Below are 16,987 nucleotides of genomic sequence, written 5' to 3'. Positions count from 1 at the left end.
GTGCGCGTCCCCATGCATGGAGAGCACCCAATGAGCAAGCGGAACAGCCAGGCGGCGAAGTCGGCGGCCCGAGAGCGCCTGCGCGCCGAACGCGAACGCGAGGCCAAGCGCGCCAAGGTCAGGCGCCAGATCATCGTCGCCGCCTCGGTCGTCGGCGTCCTGGCGGCGGCGGGCGGCATCGGCTACGCGGTCGTCCAGGCGAACAAGCCCGGCTACTGGGAGGCCGTCAAGGACGACAAGCTCGTCAAGCCGGCCAACACCTCGGGCGAGAACGGCACGACCGTCGTCATCGGCGAGGACAGCGCGAAGAAGACGCTCGTCATGTACGAGGACCCGCGCTGCCCGGCCTGCGCCCAGTTCGAGCAGACGGTCGGCTCGACCGTCGACAAGGACGTGAAGGACGGCAAGTACAAGATCCAGTTCGTCGGCGCGACCTTCATCGACAACAACGTCCCGGGCGAGGGCTCCAAGAACGCGCTCAGCGCGCTGGGCGCGGCCCTGAACGTCGGCCCGGAGGCGTTCCTCGAGTACAAGACGGCGCTGTACTCGACGAAGTACCACCCCGAGGAGACCGAGGACCAGTTCAAGGACGACGCGTACCTGATCAAGGTCGCGAACACGGTCGACGCCCTGAAGGACAACAAGCAGTTCCAGACGGCCGTGAAGAAGGGCACCTACGACAAGTGGGCGCTGGTCATGAGCGAGAAGTTCGACACCGACGGCGGGAAGTACGGCTTCCAGGGCACGCCGACGCTCCTCATGGACGGCAAGAAGATCACCGGCAGCGACGGCAAGAACACCCCGATGAGCGTCCAGGACTACACCAAGGCCATCGACGGGGCCCTCAAGGGCTGAGCCCTCGGCACCCCCGAGCCACTGACATCGCGCTGAAAAGCGGGCGAACTTTCGTCAGTTCGCCCGCCCGCGCGAGTACCGCTCAGTAACCTGATCGGCTGTGACCAGTCGATACAGATCTCCCGATCAGTACAACGCGCTCAGTCCACGCCGCCGTTCGGTCGTCAAGGCCGCGGCGGCGACGGCTGTCCTGGCCGGCCCGCTCGCCGGCGCCCTGCCCGCTCGCGCCGTCGACGCGGCCCCCGCCTTCCTGCACGGCGTCGCCTCCGGCGACCCGCTGCCCGACGGCGTCCTGCTGTGGACCCGGGTGACACCGACGCCCGACGCCCTGCCCGGCTCAGGGGTCGGACCGGACACCGCGGTGAGCTGGACCGTCGCCCTGGACAAGGGGTTCACGCACATCGTCGCCCGGGGCTCGACCACCGCGACCGCGGCCTCCGACCACACCGTCAAGGCCGACATACGCGGTCTGTCACCGGCCACCGACTACTGGTTCCGCTTCTCCGCCGGCGGCACCGACTCCCCGGCGGCGCGCACCCGCACGGCCCCGGCGGCGGACGCCCCGGTGGCGAACCTGCGCTTCGGCGTCGTCTCCTGCGCCAACTGGGAGGCCGGCTACTTCTCGCCGTACCGCCACCTCGCGGCCCGCGGCGACCTCGACGCCTGGCTCCACCTCGGCGACTACATCTACGAGTACGGCTCCGGCGCGTACGGCACCCGCGGCAAGGTCGTCCGCCCGCACGCCCCCGCCCACGAGATCATCACCCTCGCCGACTACCGCGTCCGCCACGCCACGTACAAGACGGACCCCGACCTCCAGGCCCTGCACACCACGGCCCCGGTCGTCGCGATCTGGGACGACCACGAGTTCGCCAACGACACCTGGTCGGGCGGCGCCGAGAACCACACCGAGGGTGCCGAGGGCGCCTGGGCTGCCCGGCAGGCCGCCGCCAAGCAGGCGTACTTCGAGTGGATGCCGGTGCGCCCGGCCATCGCCGGCACCACCTACCGCCGGCTGCGCTTCGGCAAGCTCGCCGACCTGTCCCTGCTCGACCTGCGCTCGTTCCGCTCCCAGCAGGTCTCCGTCGGCGACGGCGAGGTCGACGACCCCGACCGCACGCTCACCGGACGCGCCCAACTGGACTGGCTGAAGGCGGGCCTGAAGTCCTCGGACACCACCTGGCGGCTCGTCGGCAACTCCGTGATGATCTCGCCGTTCGCGATCGGCTCCCTCTCCGCCGACCTGCTCAAACCGCTCGCCAAGCTGCTGGGCCTGCCGCAGGAGGGGCTCGCCCTCAACCCCGATCAGTGGGACGGCTACACGGACGACCGCCGTGAACTCCTCGCGCACCTGCGGTCGAACGCGATCCGCAACACGGTGTTCCTCACCGGCGACATCCACATGGCGTGGGCGAACGACGTCCCCGTGGACGCCGGCACCTACCCCCTGTCCGCCTCCGCCGCCACGGAGTTCGTCGTCACCTCGGTGACGTCGGACAACCTGGACGACATCGTCAAGGTCCCCGAGGGCACCGTCTCGGCGATCGCCGCCCCGGTCATCCGCGCCGCCAACCGGCATGTCCACTGGGTCGACACCGACCGGCACGGCTACGGGATCCTGGACATCACGGCCGAGCGCGCGCAGATGGACTACTACGTCGTGTCCGACCGCGCCAACCGGGACGCCGCGTCCAAGTGGGCCCGCTCCTACCGCACCCGCAACGGCACCCAGAAGGTCGAGCGCGCGTACGACCCGGTGTGACCGAGGTCTAGAGGGTCTCCAGGAAGCCGAGTGCCACCCGCCAGGTGGTCTCGGCCGCCTCCTCGTCGTAGTCCGGGAGGTCCGGGTCGGTGTAGAGGTGTCCGGCGCCCGCGTACCGGTAGACCTCCACGTCGGCGCCCGCCCGGCCCATCTGGAGGTACCAGGCGCTCAGCCAGTCGTCCGTCTCGAACGGGTCCGGCTCGGCCACGTGCAGCTGCACCGGCAGGTCGTCCACGGAGGCGTTCGCCGCGATGTCCGAGGTGCCGTGCAGGAGCAGCAGCCCGCGGGCCTTGCCGTCGCCGAGCGCCAGCGTCTGCGCCACCGAGGCACCGAGCGAGAATCCGGCGTAGACCAGGCCGCGGTCCGAGTAGGGGGCCGAGGCCAGCACGGCCCGCTTCAGCAGCTCGTCCTTGCCGATCGACGTGTTGAACTCCATGCCCTCCTCGACCGTCTCGAAGGTGCGCCCTTCGAAGAGGTCCGGCGTCCACACCTCGTGTCCGGCGGCGCGCAGCCGGTCCGCGGCCTGACGCACCGCGGGCCTGAGCCCATAGGTCGAGTGAAACAGCATGATGTTCATGAGGCCATGGTGCCAGCCGGGCCGGCGACACCGTGACCAGCGCCTCACCCGTCTCGATGTTCAGGCCCCCCGGTGGCTGGTTACGTTCGGGGGATGGAGACGATACTCCGCCCACTGCTCGTGATCGGCGGCTCGGTCCTGCTCACCCTGCTCATCGGGTGGGCCACCGACCGCCTGCTGCGCAAGGCCGACGATCGGCACGGTGAGACCCCGCTGTGGGGGCTGCTGCGCCGCGCCCGCGTGCCCTGGCAGGTCGTGCTGTGCACGGCCCTGCTCAGAGGGTCCTACGACGAGTCCCAGCTGCTCCAGGAGCACCACGTCGGCCTGGGCCGGGTGCTCACCCTCGTGCTGATAGGGGCGGCGGCCTGGCTGGCGATCCGGATCGCCGCGGCGGTCGTGGAGACGTCGTACAGCCGCTACGCCCGCGCGCACCACGACGCGGCGCGGGTCCGCCGGGTCCGCACCCAGGTGACGCTCATCATGCGGGTGGTGTCCGCGGTCGTCGGCGTGGTGGCGGTGGCCGCGATGCTGCTGACGTTCCCGGCGTTCCGCGCGGCCGGCGCCTCGCTGCTGGCCTCGGCCGGCATCCTCGGCATCGTCGCTGGTGTGGCCGCACAGTCCACGCTGAGCAACATGTTCGCGGGCCTGCAGATCGCCTTCGGCGACATGGTCCGCATCGGGGACACGGTCGTCGTGGACGAGGAGTGGGGCACGGTCGAGGAGATCACGCTGACCTTCCTGACCGTGCGGACCTGGGACGAGCGGCGGATCACCATGCCGGTGTCGTACTTCACGGCGAAGGCGTTCGAGAACTGGTCGCGCGGCGGGGCCCAGATGACCGGCACCGTCTATCTGCACGTCGACCACTCGGCGCCGCTGGACGCGATGCGGGAGAAGCTGCGCGACATCGTCCGCGAGTGTCCCGCCTGGGACGGCCGTGACTACGGCCTGGTCGTCACCGACTCCACGCCCTCCACGATGGAGGTGCGCGCCCTGATCACCGCGAAGGACGCCGACGACCTGTGGACGGTGCGGGTCACGGTGCGCGAGCAGCTGATCCGCTGGCTGACCGAGCGGCATCCGTACGCGCTGCCCCGCGTCAACGCGGCGGACGCGGTGCTGCCGCCCGGCTTCCCGGTCCCCCATCGCGTCCCGCCCGTCCGCCGCACCCTCCCGCGCGGCCAGCAGTCGCCGGCGCGCTCCGAGCGCCCGTGACGGCCTCAGTGCCCGCGCTCGGCACCGCCGTTGACCTGGATGACCTGTGAGGTGATGTGGCCGGCGGCGTGCGACGCCAGCCAGTGCAGCGTCGCGGCCACGTCGCCGGGCGTCCCGGCCCGCCCGTCGGACGTCTCGGCGACGAGCCGGGCGCGCCGCTCCTCGCTCATGGCCTCGCCGAAGAACCCGGTGTCCTCGATGTATCCGGGGGCGACGACGTTCACGGTGATCCCACGCGGCCCCAACTGCCGGGCCAGGTCGTGGGCGTACGGGTGCAGCGCCGCCTTGGACGCCGCGTACGCCCCGCTGCCCGAGCCGCGGAAGGCGGCGATGGAGCTGAGGAACAGCACCCGCCCGCCGGGGTCGGCGAGCCGGTCCTTGAGGGCCTCGGTGAGCAGGGCGGCGGTCAGCGTGTTCAGACCGAAGTTCAGCGTCCAGTCGTGCAGGACGACGTCGAGCGGTTCGTCGCTCTCCACCCGGGGTTCCAGCCCGCCCGAGCCGCCGGCGCTGTGGACCAGCACGTCCACGGTGCCGAACTCGGAGGCGACGAAGCGCTCCACGGCGCGCGCCCCGCGCGGCCTGCTCAGATCCGCCGCGAAGGTCAGGGCGCCGGGCACCCCCGCCTGCTCCAGGACCTCGGCGCGCCGCCCGAGCAGCAGCACCTGGTCCCCGTCCGCGGCGAACAACCGGGCCGTCGCGAGCCCGATCCCCGTACCGCCTCCACTGATGACAACGTTGCGAGCCATGATCAGATGGTACGGAGCCCGGGGCCGCGGCGGGCGGATCAGCGCAGACTGCGCACGTCCAGATGCCGCAGCACCCGGTCCACCACCTCGGGGTCGGACCCCGGCTCGGTGCGGGCCGCGAGCACCTCGTGGCGGGCGGCGCTCAGCAGTTCGCCCTGGATGCGCCGCACCCGCTTCAGCCGCTTGACCCGCTGCTGATGGGCCTCCCGGCGCTCCTCCTCGGCCAGGTCGGGGCTGATACGCACCCCGATCTCCAGGGCCCGCCGCAGCATCTGCTCGGACAGCTCGTCGGGCAGGTCCTCGACGGCCTCGATCTCCCGCAGTCTGCGTTTGGCCGCCTTGGCGGCGCGGGTCGCCAGCGACCGCTCGTACTCCTTCTCCCGTTCGCTGTCGGCCTCCACGCCGAGCCGTCTGACCAGCCACGGCAGGGTCAGTCCCTGGAGGACGAGGGTCGCCATGATCACGCCGAACGCGATGAAGATGATCTCGTCCCGGTCCGGGAAGGGGGAGCCCGCGTCGGTCTTCAGCGGGATGGCCAGCGCCAGTGCCACGGACGCCACCCCGCGCATCCCCGCCCACCACATGACGACGGTCTCGCGCCAGGTCATCGGGATCTCCTCCTCGACGTCCCGTTTGGCGTGCATCCGCTTGGCGAGCCAGCTGGCCGGCAGCAGGTAGAGCAGCCGCACCAGCACGACGACCCCGACCACCGCGCCCGCCCACGTGAGCATCTCGCCCCAGCGCCCGGCCGCCGTGCTCAGCGCGTTGTGGAGTTCGAGTCCCACCAGGCCGAAGGCGACACCGGTGACCAGTGTGTCGACGATGTCCCAGAAGGTGTGCCCGGCCAGCCGGGTCATCACGTCGTCGGCGTCGGTGGCGTACTCGGCGAGGAACAGCGCGGTGACGAGCACCGCGAGCACCCCGGAGCCGTGCAGCTCCTCCGCCATCACGTACGAGGCGTACGGCACCAGCAGGGAGAGCCCGATCTGCAGGGTGGGGTCGCCCAGCAGGTCCATCAGCTTGTTGGCGCCCCAGCCGAGGGCGAGTCCCACGGCCAGCGCGACCACGGCGGACAGGACCAGGTCGAGTCCGGCCCGCCACGGGGAGAAGGTGCCGCTCACGGCTGCGGCGATCGCCACGTGGTACAGCACGATCGCCGTGACGTCGTTGAACAGGCCCTCGCCCTCCAGGATGGACACCAGGCGGCGCGGCAGCCCGAGCTGCCCCGCCACGGCGGTGGCCGCGACCGGGTCGGGCGGTGCGACGAGGGCGCCCAGCGCCACGGCGGCGGCGATGGGCAGGCCCGGCACGATCGCCTGCGCGACCGCGGCCACGCACACCGTGGTGACGAACACCAGCGCCACGGCGAGCAGGAAGATCGGCCGCATGTTCGCCGCGAACTGGCGCCAGGACGTGCGCCGTACGGCGGCGTAGAGCAGCGGCGGCAGGAGCAGCGGCAGGATCAGGTCGGGCGGGACGTCCACGTTGGGGACGAAGTCCAGCAGCGCCAGGACGATCCCGAGCAGGGTCATCAGCACCGGTGCCGGCAGACCGACCCGGTCTCCGACCGGGACGCTCACCAGGGCCCCGAGCAAAAGCACGAACAGCAGGGCCAACTGATCCACGGTCAGCGCTCCGGCGAGTAGGCATCCACGGGACAGACCTCAAGCCTCCCACGCGGCGGGCCCCACCAGCGCGTTCGCGTCCTACCGGGTGAGGGCGCGCCGCATCGCGCGGTGGGGTATCCCGGCGTCGGGGAACTCGGATCCGTACGCCACATACCCCAGACGCTCGTAGAAACCCAGGGCATGGGTCTGCGCGTGCAGGTCGACGGCCGTGAGTCTCCTCACGCGGGCCGCGTCCTCGATGGCGCGCACGAGGGCCGCGCCGACGCCGAGGCCCCGGGCCTCCTTCGTCACGGCGAGCCGGCCCAGCGATCCCACCAGGGGGTCCCCACCGGTCTTGGCGGCGGCGGCCTCGCCGTACAGCAGCCGGCCGGTCCCGAGCGGCAGCCCGTCCTCGCGGACCGCGAGCACATGCACCGCGTCGGCGTCGTAGGCGTCGTACTCGATCTCCGGCGGGACGCCCTGCTCGGCGACGAAGACCTCCTTGCGCACCGCGAAGCACGCCTCGCGGTCGGCGGGGTCCTCGGCGACCCGCACGGTGTACGCGGGGGCGCTCACGCCCAGGTCTCCTCGCGCACCTGGTCGAGGGCCTGCTGGAGGTCGGCCGGGTAGTCGCTGGCGAACTCCACCCACTGCCCGTCCCCGGGGTGCTCGAAGCCGAGCCGCACGGCGTGCAGCCACTGGCGGGTCAGCCGCAGCCGCTTGGCGAGCGTCGGGTCGGCGCCGTAGGTGAGGTCGCCGACGCAGGGGTGCCGGTGGGCGGCCATGTGGACGCGGATCTGGTGGGTGCGGCCCGTCTCCAGTTTGACGTCGAGCAGGGAGGCCGCCCGGAACGCCTCGACGAGGTCGTAGTGCGTGACGGACGGCTTGCCGTCGGCGGTGACCGCCCACTTGTAGTCGTGGTTCGGGTGGCGGCCGATCGGCGCGTCGATGGTGCCGCTGGTCGGGTCGGGGTGGCCCTGCACGAGCGTGTGGTACCGCTTGTCGACCGTGCGCTCCTTGAACTGGCGCTTGAGCGAGGTGTACGCGTACTCGGACTTGGCGACGACCATGAGGCCGGAGGTGCCCACGTCGAGCCGGTGCACGATGCCCTGGCGCTCGGCGGCGCCGGAGGTGGAGATGCGGTAGCCGGCGGCGGCCAGGCCGCCGATCACCGTCGGTCCGCTCCAGCCCGGCGAGGGGTGGGCGGCGACGCCGACGGGCTTGACGATCACGACCACGTCGTCGTCGTCATGGACGATCTCCATGCCCTCGACGGGCTCGGCGACGACCTGGACGGGGGCGGGGGCCTGCGGCATCTCGACCTCCAGCCAGGCCCCGCCGTGCACCCGCTCGGACTTCCCGACCACCGACCCGTCGACCGTGACCTTCCCCGCGGCGGCGAGCTCGGCCGCCTTCGTACGGGAGAAGCCGAACATGCGGGAGATGACGGCGTCGACGCGCTCGCCCTCCAGGCCGTCCGGCACGGGCAGGGTACGGATCTCGGGAATCGTGCTCACCCGTCGAGTATGCCGGACGGGGCGGACGGCCCCGCACGGGCCTGTGGACAACCCGTGGCCGTCCGCGGCGGGCGGTCAGTCCTTGTGGACGGTCCCGTCCGGGTCCAGGCCCCGGAACGACAGCAGCACGATCAGGATGCCGCCGCACACGATCGCGGAGTCCGCGAGGTTGAACACGGCGAAGTGCTTGGGCGCGATGAAGTCCACGACGGCACCCTCGAAGACACCGGGCGCCCGGAAGATCCGGTCGGTGAGATTGCCGAGGGCCCCGCCGAGCAGCAGGCCGAGGGCGATCGCCCAGGGCAGGCTGTACAGCTTGCGGGCGAGCCGGGCGATCACCACGATCACCGCGGCGGCGATCACCGTGAAGATCACGGTGAAGGCCTCGCCGAAACCGAAGGCGGCGCCCGCGTTGCGGATCGCCTCGAACCTCAGCCAGTCCCCGATGATCTCGATGGGCGGGTGGTGCTCCAGCTTGGCGACCACCAGCATCTTGCTGACCAGGTCGAGGACGTACGCGAACGCGGCCACGCCAAAGAGCACGGCGATCCGGCGCCTGCCCCGGGGCCGCTCGGCCGCCGCCGCGTCCTTCGCCCGCCGGTCGGACTGCTCCGGCCCGGCGTCCCCCGCCTCCGGGATTTCCGGCGTACCGATGATGCGCTCCGCCTCTGCCACGTGAGTCCCTCGACCTAGGTACCTGACTGAGGACGAGAGTACGGCACGTCCCGCTTCACCCGCCTGCCGGTCAGTACCGGCGTTCCTGCTTCTGCTTGCACTCCACGCACAGCGTGGCGCGCGGGAACGCCTGCATCCGGGCCTTGCCGATCGGGTTGCCGCAGTTCTCGCACAGGCCGTAGGTCCCCGCGTCGAGCCGCTCCAGGGCGTGCTCGGTCTGGGTGAGCATCTCGCGCGCGTTGGCGGCGAGGGCGAGCTCGTGCTCGCGCGTGATGTTCTTCGCACCGGTGTCCGCCTGGTCGTCGCCGGCGCCGTCCCCGGAGTCCCGCATCAGACCGGCGAGGGCCCGCTCCGAGGAGCTGATCTCGTCGCGCAGCCGCGTCCCCTCCGCCTGGAGCCCTGCGCGCGCCTCCTCCACCTCCTCGGGGGTCCAGGGGTCCTCACCGGGGCGTACGGCCAGGTCGCCGGGGTCCGCCGCGGCGATGCGCGCCTTGGGAACGGCGCTCTTGTCCGCCGTGGCCGTGCCAGGAGTCTTCTTCGCAACCACTGTCGTGGCTCCCGTCTGCTCCGCGGTCTGCGCCGCGCCCGCCTTCTTGGCCCTGCTCCGGGTGGCCGGCCGCTCCCCGGCCGCCCGCCCCGCGTCCACCGTCTTCTTGCCGGTCCTGCTCGACGTGCCGGGCGTCTTCTTGGCGGTGCCCTTGCCGGTGCCCGGCTTCCCGCCCGCCCCCCGCGTCCCGGCCGTCTGCGGGGCGGCGGCACCGTCGGCCACGGCCTCGGTCCTGCTCGCGCGGGACGCCGCCTTCTTCTTCGGAGCGTCGCCTCCCGCGCGCCCAGCCGCGGCGGCCTTCCTCCTGGCGGCGGTCCCGGTCGCCGCCTTCTTCGCGCTCCCGCCCCCCTTGGCGCCCTTCCCGCCGTTCACGTCCTCGGCCGCGCCACCGGAGGCGGCCGCACGGCCGGAGCCACCGGCACGGGCCGAACCGCTCGACGCCGACTGCTGTACGGCGGTCTTCTTCGCCACCATGCCGCGGCCCCTTCACATTTTATGATCTTGCTCGCGAACCGTGCTGGGACGATAAATCGACTGGAGTCCCGCGGCAACGGGGCACACCGCCCGATGCGCCCGCCCCGTGCGGGGAGAGCGCCGGACCTGCATCCGTTGTGCCCAGCTCCCCGCCGGGTATGCCGCCGGGAGGAACGTCCCGGGATCCGAGCAGGGGTGCCGCGCCATTCGAGTCACCGCGCGCCGCGCCGGCCCGCCCCCGCGCCCCCGCCTGCGGCACCGGGAAACCGGTCGGCCGCCGCCCCCGCCGCGCCGTACACTGGGCTGAGCGAAAAGCGTGGATGGGGACGAGTAGCGGCGTACGCAGCCCAGAGCGACCCGGGGACGGTGTGAGCCCGGGGGTGAGCGCGACGTGAAGATCACCCCGGAGCCGCCGGAAGAAAGCCGCAGCAGCACCACCGCGACGGCGAGTAGAACCGGTCTCGCGACCCCAATGAGGGGGCTCACCGGCGCACACCCCGCACCGGAGGGCCAAGGAGGGTGGTACCGCGGGAGCGCGCCGAGCGGCGCACGGAAAGACCCAGCTCTCGTCCCTCCGGACGGAAGGCAGCAAGTCCGCCGGAGGAAGCTCGCTGATGACACAGCCGACGTACCGCCAGGTGCCCGCCCAGGTCGACCTGCCCGCGCTCGAGCACGCGGTGCTCGACTTCTGGCGCGAGCAGAAGATCTTCGCCAAGAGTCTGGAGCAGTCCGAGGGGCGCCCCGAATGGGTGTTCTACGAGGGCCCGCCCACCGCCAACGGGATGCCGGGCGCCCACCACATCGAGGCCCGCGTCTTCAAGGACGTCTTCCCCCGCTTCCGCACCATGCGCGGCTACCACGTGGCCCGCAAGGCCGGCTGGGACTGCCACGGCCTGCCCGTGGAGCTGGCGGTCGAGAAGGAGCTCGGCTTCTCCGGCAAGCAGGACATCGAGGCGTACGGCATCGCCGAGTTCAACGCCAAGTGCCGTGAGTCGGTGACCCGCCACACCGACGCCTTCGCCGAGCTGACGACCCGCATGGGCTACTGGGTCGACCTCGACGACGCCTACCGCACCATGGACCCGGAGTACGTCGAGTCCGTCTGGTGGTCGCTGAAGGAGATCTTCGGCAAGGGCCTGCTGGTCCAGGACCACCGGGTCGCCCCCTGGTGCCCGCGCTGCGGCACCGGCCTGTCCGACCACGAGCTGGCCCAGGGCTACGAGACGGTCGTCGACCCGTCCGTCTACGTCCGCTTCCCGCTCACCTCCGGCCCGCTGGCGGGCGAGGCCGCCCTGCTGGTCTGGACGACGACCCCCTGGACGCTGGTCTCCAACACCGCGGTCGCCGCCCACCCCGAGGTCACCTACGTGGTGGCGACCGACGGCGAGGAGAAGCTGGTCGTCGCCGAGCCGCTGGTCGCGAAGGCCCTCGGCGAGGGCTGGGAGACCACCGGGCAGTCCTTCACCGGCGCCGAGATGGAGCGCTGGACGTATCAGCGTCCGTTCGAGCTGGTGGAGTTCCCGGCCGAGGCCCACTACATGGTCAACGCCGAGTACGTCACCACCGAGGACGGTACGGGTCTGGTCCACCAGTCCCCCGCCTTCGGTGAGGACGACCTCAAGGTCTGCCGCTCCTACGGCCTCCCGGTCGTGAACCCGGTCCGCCCCGACGGCACCTTCGAGGAGGACGTCCCGCTGGTCGGCGGCGTCTTCTTCAAGAAGGCCGACGAGCAGCTGACCGCGGACCTCGACGAGCGCGGCCTGCTCTTCAGGCACCTCCCGTACGAGCACAGCTACCCGCACTGCTGGCGCTGCCACACGGCGCTGCTCTACTACGCGCAGCCGTCCTGGTACATCCGCACCACGGCCATCAAGGACCGGCTGCTGCAGGAGAACGAGAACACCAACTGGTTCCCCGACACCGTCAAGCACGGCCGGTACGGCGACTGGCTGAACAACAACATCGACTGGGCGCTGTCCCGCAACCGCTACTGGGGCACCCCGCTGCCGATCTGGCGCTGCGAGGACGACCACCTCACGGTCGTCGGCTCCCGCGCCGAGCTCACCGAGCTGACCGGCACCGACCAGTCGGGCCTCGACCCGCACCGCCCGTACATCGACGAGGTCACCTTCGCCTGCCCGACCTGCCAGAAGACGGCCACGCGCGTGCCGGAGGTCATCGACGCCTGGTACGACTCGGGTTCGATGCCGTTCGCGCAGTGGGGCTACCCGTACAAGAACAAGGAGCTGTTCGAGGCCCGCTACCCGGCGCAGTTCATCTGCGAGGCCATCGACCAGACCCGCGGCTGGTTCTACACGCTGATGGCCGTCGGCACGCTCGTCTTCGACAAGTCGTCCTACGAGAACGTCGTCTGCCTCGGCCACATCCTCGCCGAGGACGGCCGCAAGATGTCCAAGCACCTGGGCAACATCCTGCAGCCGATCCCGCTGATGGACCAGCACGGCGCGGACGCGGTGCGCTGGTTCATGGCGGCCGGCGGCTCCCCCTGGGCGGCGCGCCGCGTCGGCCACACCACCATCCAGGAGGTCGTCCGCAAGACCCTCCTGACGTACTGGAACACGGTCGCCTTCCAGGCCCTGTACGCCCGTACGTCCAACTGGGCGCCGTCCGCGGCCGATCCGGCCCCCGCCGACCGACCCGTCCTGGACCGCTGGCTGCTGTCCGAGCTGCACGCGCTCACCGACCAGGTCACCCAGGCGCTGGAGGGCTACGACACCCAGCGCGCCGGCAAGCTGCTCTCGGCGTTCGTCGACGACCTGTCCAACTGGTACGTCCGCCGCTCGCGCCGCCGCTTCTGGCAGGGTGACAAGGCCGCGCTGCGCACGCTGCACGAGGTCGTGGAGACGGTGACCAAGCTCATGGCCCCGCTCACCCCGTTCATCACCGAACGGGTGTGGCAGGACCTGATCCTGCCGGTGACCCCGGGCGCGCCGGAGTCGGTGCACCTGGCGTCCTGGCCGGAGGCCGACCTGTCGGCGATCGACCCCGAGCTGTCCCAGCAGATGCTCCTGGTCCGCCGCCTGGTGGAGCTCGGCCGCGCCACGCGCGCGGAGTCGGGCGTCAAGACCCGCCAGCCGCTGTCGCGCGCGCTGATCGCCGCCACCGGCTTCGACGCCCTGCACCCCGAGCTGCACACGCAGATCACCGAGGAGCTGAACGTCGAGTCGCTGGCGTCGCTGTCCGAGGTCGGCGGCAGCCTCGTGGACACCACGGCCAAGGCCAACTTCCGCGCCCTGGGCAAGCGGTTCGGCAAGCGCGTCCAGGATGTGGCGAAGGCCATCGCGGCCGCGGACGCCGCCGCGCTGTCCCTGGCGCTGCGCGAGGGCACGGCCTCGGTGGAGGTCGACGGTGAGACGGTCGCTCTGGCCCCGGACGAGGTGATCATCACCGAGACGCCGCGCGAGGGCTGGTCGGTGGCGTCCGACGCGGGTGCCACGGTCGCGCTGGACCTGGAGATCACGGAGGAGCTGCGCCGGGCCGGTCTGGCCCGCGACGCGATCCGCCTGATCCAGGAGGCCCGCAAGAACAGCGGCCTGGACGTGGCCGACCGGATCGCCCTGCGCTGGACGGCGACGGACCCGGCGACGGCCGCGGCCCTCGACGGGCACGCCGGGCTGATCGCCGACGAGGTCCTGGCGACGGACTTCGCCCAGGGCGAGGCGGACGACTCCGGCTACGGCGACCCGTTCACCGACGAGGGTCTGACCCTGACGTTCCGTCTGCGGAAGGCGTGACGCGGGGCGGTCCGACAGCCGAAGGCCCGGCCCACCGAAGAATCATGGTGGTGCCGGGCCTTCGGCGTTGCGTGCGTCGGACATCCCACCCAGCACCGAACAAACGCCGTATACACCGTGAACACGCGTAGCAAAAGGGCGAGGCCCCGGAACTGAATCCGGGGCCTCGCCCTGAACGCTGCCGACGCCTGAGGCGTACTGCCGTCCGTCAGTTGTCGTCCTCGTCGATGAGGAAGCCGCGCATCGGCGACGGAGCCTGTCCCATCGGGGACGGGCCCTGCGGCCGGACCGGAGCCATCGGCTGGGTCATCGCAGGGGACATCTGCTGCTGGCCGCCGTAGGACGGGCCGGCCGGGGACGGGGCGCCGCCCATCGTCTGGTTGCCGTACGACGGGGCGCTCGCGCCGGCCGGAGCCATCGAGGGCGCCGGGGACGGCGGCAGGGACGCCGTGGCCGGAGTGCGCGGCGGGGCCAGCGAGTCGTCCGCCTGGGTCTCCAGCTGACGCAGCTGGGACTCGAGGTAGGACTTCAGCCGCGTGCGGTACTCGCGCTCGAAGCCGCGCAGGTCCTCGACCTTGCGCTCCAGCGTGGCGCGGGCGGACTCCAGGGAGCCCATCGCGACGCGGTGCTTCTCCTGCGCGTCCCGCTCCAGGGCGTCGGCCTTGGCACGGGCGTCACGCTCGAGACCCTCGGCACGCGAACGCGCCTCGCCGACGATCTTGTTGGCCTCGGAACGGGCCTCCGCGATCGCCTGGTCGGCGGTCTGCTGGGCGAGCGACAGGACGCGCGCCGCGCTGTCGCCGCCGGGGCCGCCCTGACCGGGACCGCCCATCGGGCCACCCATCGGACCGCCCATGGGGCCGCCCATCTGCTGCATGGGGGGCTGGCCCATCGGCCCCGGACCCTGGCCCATCGGACCGGGACCCTGAGGGCCACCCTGACCGCCGGGGCCGGCGGGCAGCTGCGGGGCACCGCTCGGCAGCTGGGGCGGACCACCCATGGGGCCACCCATCTGCTGCTGCGGCGGGCCCGATATCCCGGCGGGGACGGGTCCCCCGGGACCGCGCATGCCCTGCGGCATGCCGCCCTGCTGCATACCGCCCTGCTGCGGCATACCACCCTGCTGCTGGTCCTGCGGACCGCCCGGGCCCTCCGGAGGCTTGCGCATGTTCTGCTGGTTCTGGGCAGCAGCACGCGTCGCCGCGGCCAGCTTGGCGCGCAGGTCCTCGTTCTCGCGGAGCAGGCGGGTCAGTTCGGCTTCGACCTCATCGAGGAAGGCATCGACCTCGTCCTCGTCATAGCCTTCTCGGAGGCGGACGGTCGTGAACTGCTTGTTCCGCACGTCCTCGGGGGTCAACGGCATCTCTTCACCTCAACGTAGTCGTCGGCAGTCGGCAAGACCGTATCTGTCACATCGTTCACATCGCGCTCCGCACAAGCGTGATCAGGATGTAGACGATGATCAGCAGTACGAAGAAGGACAGGTCGAGCGCCACGCCCCCGAGACGCAGCGGCGGGATGAACCGCCGCAGAAGCTTCAGCGGTGGATCGGTGACAGTGTAGGTGGCCTCCAGAACGACCACCATCGCCTTGCCGGGTTGCCATGAGCGGGCGAACTGGAAGACGTAGTCCATGACCAACCGGAAGATGAGCACGATGAGGAACACCATCAGCGCGATGTAGAGAACTTGCATGACCACGCTCATGACTGGTGTTTCCCTCTCCCCTGTTCCCTGTCGGGTACTGCTCTTCCGGTGGTGCGTCTCAGCTCTGGTTGAAGAACCCGCCCTCTGCGATGCGGGCCTTGTCCTCCGCCGTGACATCGACGTTAGCAGGAGACAACAGGAACACCTTCTGGGTCACCCGCTCGATACTGCCGTGAAGACCAAACACCAAACCGGCCGCAAAGTCGACAAGTCGCTTCGCGTCTGTGTCATCCATCTCAGTCAGATTCATGATCACCGGGGTGCCTTCACGGAAGTGTTCCCCGATGGTACGGGCCTCGTTGTAGGTCCGCGGGTGAAGTGTGGTGATCCGGTACGGCTCTCGTTCCGACACGACCTTGGGCATGATCACCGGTGCGTTCTTCTCCAGGCTTGCGCGTTCTTGTGTGATGGACGCCACGGGCGCGATGCGCGCCGGGCGCCCGGATTCCGCGGACAGCGAAGCCGACCTGGCCACCGGTTCACGGGGCGCGGGCGGCTGCACGATTCGCACCTCTTCGTCCCTTTGGGACTGATGTGCACTGTGAGGCGAGTGGGACGGCTCGTGCCGTCGGTGGTCCCGCTCCGGCTCCGGGTCCAGTTCGGGCTCGAAGTCGTCGTCGGGGTCGAACCCCCGGCCGTCGTACCCATCGTCCTCCACGAGGCCGAGGTAGACCGCCATCTTGCGCATCGCGCCGGCCATTCTCTGAGTCCTCCGCTCTGTGGTGGATCGGCTGACGACTGCCAAGTGCCTTCGATCCACGCGGTCGTTACGTCCGCCTTTCGGCGACATTGACCATATTTTCTGCTGTGGTCCGACTTCTTGGCGACGTTACCCGAGCCTGGGGCGGACTCCGAGTACCGCAGTGCCGACGCGCACATGTGTCGCACCGGCCGCCACGGCCTCCTCGAGGTCCGCGCTCATCCCTGCCGACACCATGTTCGCAGCCGGATGGGCTCGGCGCAGGTCGGTCGACAAATCCATCAACCGCTCGAACGCCGCGCGTTGGCGCCCGGCGTACTCGCCGGTGAGCGGGGCGACGGTCATGAGTCCCGCCAGCCGCAGCCCCGGAGCCCCGGCCACCAGACCGGCCAACTCCTCGACGCCGCCCGGCGCCACTCCGCCGCGCTCCCCCCGCTCGCTGTCGCCCGCGTCCAGCGCCACCTGGATCAGGCAGCCCAGCTCGCGCTCCCGCCGCACGGCCTCCTTCGACAGCGCCGTCACCAGGCGGGCGCGGTCGACGGACTGCACGAAATCGGCATAACCGGCCACGGAACGGACCTTGTTGGTCTGCAACTGACCCACGAAGTGCCAGGTGAGGGGCAGGTCCGCGCAGGCGGCGGCCTTGGGGGCCGCGTCCTGGTCGCGGTTCTCGGCGACGTGCCGCACACCGAGTTCCGACAGGATCCGCACGTCGTCGGCGGGGTACGTCTTGGTGACCACGATCAGGGTCACCTCGTCACGGGAGCGCCCGGCGGCCGCGCAGGCCGCCTCGATCCGACGCTCCACTTTCGCCAGGTTTTCGGCAAGTTCGTGCTTACGGCCCGTCATGT

Annotated in this window: 15 protein-coding genes; 4 read left to right on the top strand and 11 right to left on the bottom strand. The window is 71.1% G+C overall.

Annotated features, from left to right (window positions below; all coding sequences use genetic code 11):
• The first annotated feature begins 30 nt into the window (after positions 1–30).
• Both ABZ899_RS08730 and ABZ899_RS08725 read left to right on the top strand, forming a co-directional pair.
• Positions 31–855 carry a DsbA family protein gene (locus ABZ899_RS08730; protein WP_361342770.1) on the top strand — a complete coding sequence of 275 codons (825 nt, stop codon included), beginning with the start codon at positions 31–33 and terminating at the stop codon, positions 853–855.
• Between the two features lie 100 nt (positions 856–955).
• On the top strand, positions 956–2,617 hold the full coding sequence (locus ABZ899_RS08725) for an alkaline phosphatase D family protein (RefSeq protein WP_361342767.1): 1,662 nt from the start codon (positions 956–958) through the stop codon (positions 2,615–2,617).
• Positions 2,618–2,624: 7 nt separating this feature from the next.
• On the opposite strand, the gene ABZ899_RS08720 is transcribed toward ABZ899_RS08725, so the two are convergent.
• A complete protein-coding gene (locus tag ABZ899_RS08720; protein ID WP_361342764.1) occupies positions 2,625–3,194 on the bottom strand; it encodes a dienelactone hydrolase family protein in 570 nt (189 codons plus the stop codon).
• Positions 3,195–3,287: 93 nt separating this feature from the next.
• Here ABZ899_RS08720 and ABZ899_RS08715 point away from each other — a divergent pair, with 93 nt between their 5' ends.
• Positions 3,288–4,409 carry a mechanosensitive ion channel domain-containing protein gene (locus ABZ899_RS08715; protein WP_361342762.1) on the top strand — a complete coding sequence of 374 codons (1,122 nt, stop codon included), beginning with the start codon at positions 3,288–3,290 and terminating at the stop codon, positions 4,407–4,409.
• A gap of 5 nt (positions 4,410–4,414) precedes the next feature.
• Here the strand turns inward: ABZ899_RS08715 and ABZ899_RS08710 are convergent, their stop codons facing one another.
• The 6 genes from ABZ899_RS08710 to ABZ899_RS08685 all read right to left on the bottom strand — a co-directional run bounded on the left by ABZ899_RS08710 (position 4,415) and on the right by ABZ899_RS08685 (position 9,975).
• Positions 4,415–5,155, bottom strand: coding sequence for an SDR family oxidoreductase (locus ABZ899_RS08710; protein WP_361342759.1), 741 nt, complete (start codon positions 5,153–5,155; stop codon positions 4,415–4,417).
• Positions 5,156–5,193: 38 nt separating this feature from the next.
• Complete coding sequence (locus ABZ899_RS08705; RefSeq protein WP_361342756.1) at positions 5,194–6,780, bottom strand: Na+/H+ antiporter; 1,587 nt, start codon at positions 6,778–6,780, stop codon at positions 5,194–5,196.
• 81 nt (positions 6,781–6,861) lie between these two features.
• Positions 6,862–7,338 (bottom strand): GNAT family N-acetyltransferase, encoded by a 477-nt coding sequence (locus tag ABZ899_RS08700; RefSeq protein ID WP_361342754.1) that lies wholly within the window; start codon positions 7,336–7,338, stop codon positions 6,862–6,864.
• Positions 7,335–8,279 carry an RluA family pseudouridine synthase gene (locus ABZ899_RS08695; RefSeq protein WP_361342751.1) on the bottom strand — a complete coding sequence of 315 codons (945 nt, stop codon included), beginning with the start codon at positions 8,277–8,279 and terminating at the stop codon, positions 7,335–7,337. Before ABZ899_RS08695 ends, ABZ899_RS08700 begins: the two co-directional genes overlap by 4 nt.
• Before the next feature lie 75 nt (positions 8,280–8,354).
• Positions 8,355–8,954 (bottom strand): signal peptidase II, encoded by a 600-nt coding sequence (gene lspA / locus ABZ899_RS08690; protein ID WP_361342748.1) that lies wholly within the window; start codon positions 8,952–8,954, stop codon positions 8,355–8,357.
• 70 nt (positions 8,955–9,024) lie between these two features.
• Positions 9,025–9,975, bottom strand: a complete 951-nt coding sequence (locus ABZ899_RS08685) for a TraR/DksA family transcriptional regulator (RefSeq protein WP_361342745.1) — start codon at positions 9,973–9,975, stop codon at positions 9,025–9,027.
• A 614-nt stretch (positions 9,976–10,589) separates the two neighbouring features.
• Here ABZ899_RS08685 and ileS point away from each other — a divergent pair.
• A complete protein-coding gene (ileS, locus tag ABZ899_RS08680; RefSeq protein ID WP_361342742.1) occupies positions 10,590–13,730 on the top strand; it encodes an isoleucine--tRNA ligase in 3,141 nt (1,046 codons plus the stop codon).
• Positions 13,731–13,938: 208 nt separating this feature from the next.
• On the opposite strand, the gene ABZ899_RS08675 is transcribed toward ileS, so the two are convergent.
• The 4 genes from ABZ899_RS08675 to ABZ899_RS08660 form a co-directional block, all read right to left on the bottom strand.
• Positions 13,939–15,093 carry a DivIVA domain-containing protein gene (locus ABZ899_RS08675; RefSeq protein WP_361342740.1) on the bottom strand — a complete coding sequence of 385 codons (1,155 nt, stop codon included), beginning with the start codon at positions 15,091–15,093 and terminating at the stop codon, positions 13,939–13,941.
• A gap of 55 nt (positions 15,094–15,148) precedes the next feature.
• Positions 15,149–15,436 (bottom strand): YggT family protein, encoded by a 288-nt coding sequence (locus tag ABZ899_RS08670; protein WP_062674960.1) that lies wholly within the window; start codon positions 15,434–15,436, stop codon positions 15,149–15,151.
• Between the two features lie 58 nt (positions 15,437–15,494).
• On the bottom strand, positions 15,495–16,136 hold the full coding sequence (sepF, locus tag ABZ899_RS08665) for a cell division protein SepF (protein WP_361342737.1): 642 nt from the start codon (positions 16,134–16,136) through the stop codon (positions 15,495–15,497).
• Between the two features lie 129 nt (positions 16,137–16,265).
• Positions 16,266–16,985, bottom strand: coding sequence for a YggS family pyridoxal phosphate-dependent enzyme (locus ABZ899_RS08660; protein WP_361342735.1), 720 nt, complete (start codon positions 16,983–16,985; stop codon positions 16,266–16,268).
• Positions 16,986–16,987: the final 2 nt, after the last annotated feature.

It is taken from the genome of Streptomyces sp. NPDC046859, from assembly GCF_040645135.1.
In the GTDB taxonomy this organism is placed as follows: domain Bacteria; phylum Actinomycetota; class Actinomycetes; order Streptomycetales; family Streptomycetaceae; genus Streptomyces.
The sequence above is the reverse complement of the archived record's forward strand: the minus strand, read 5'-3'. Positions and strand labels throughout refer to the sequence as shown.